At 38.3% G+C, this 899-nt stretch carries 1 protein-coding gene; it reads right to left on the reverse strand.

Annotated elements, in window-relative coordinates:
- Nucleotides 1-186: 186 nt before the first annotated feature.
- Nucleotides 187-477, reverse strand: coding sequence for a hypothetical protein (locus EI291_RS22535; protein WP_125424541.1), 291 nt, complete (start codon nt 475-477; stop codon nt 187-189).
- Nucleotides 478-899 lie beyond the last annotated feature (422 nt).

The raw sequence follows: 899 nt of genomic DNA on the forward strand, positions 1-899 counted from the left end.
CCTTGCTCGCCCCAGGCTCGCGGCAGGCGGCCGCCACGCGGCTGCGCAAATCAAGCGAATACGGTTTCATATTCCATTCTACGCAGCTGCACGGAGCCAGGACGAACTGTTCACGAATCTGCTATATATCATATTCACAAGTAATGTATTAACAAGACACTTAATGTTTGTTCGCAACTCGGTAATTTACTTATAAATAAACTTACATTCCATATCATTTTCACTTGCATCATTATCACAAGTATAACTCACAATTACATTTTTGCTTTCTTTCTTAATGCAATATTTAAGACTATATTTTTCTTTATAAATCGTATCACCTATTTCACATAACTTAAATAGTTTTACATAAAAAAATTGCTCAAAATGCTTGCTATATTTCGTATTTTCATAATTCAAATCCTCTACCACTATGTCACTAACACGGCCTGAATGCTCTTTAGACAATACTTTGATAAACAAGACTTCTTTTTGCATTGAAGAATTAATTTTACCACATATTTCTTCGCGACTCTGACAAGCTGTTAAGCAAATGAATATTGCACAAATTATCATACGCCTTGTTTTAATTACAGTGCTATTAAAAGTATTTATGATTAGTTTATACATCATCAAATACACAATACATCACAAATATTACACCAAACAGCAATTAATTAGATACAGGCGCAACACAATGAGTGAAAAGCTGATAATAAAAAGTAATACTTGCGCGTAAGCACGCCGCAGCACTAACACAACAAGCAGTTACTACTGTTGACAATATCGATCTGCTATAGCGGATTCATGAACGGTGTAGCTGCCGTCGCCTAGCGTACGTAAGCAGGTATATGCAAGCGTATTCGATGGATTTGCGCCAGCGCGTGGCGCAGGCGCTGACTGAGCCCGGAGCCCGGCAG

Origin of the sequence: Hymenobacter rigui, from assembly GCF_003944715.1 — a bacterium.
Taxonomy (GTDB): Bacteria; Bacteroidota; Bacteroidia; order Cytophagales; family Hymenobacteraceae; genus Hymenobacter; species Hymenobacter rigui.

What these genes read in the sequence shown, in the direction of transcription:
- EI291_RS22535 (WP_125424541.1), bottom strand. Translation starts at nt 477, where the DNA reads ATGCAAAAAGAAGTCTTGTTTATCAAAGTATTGTCTAAAGAGCATTCA.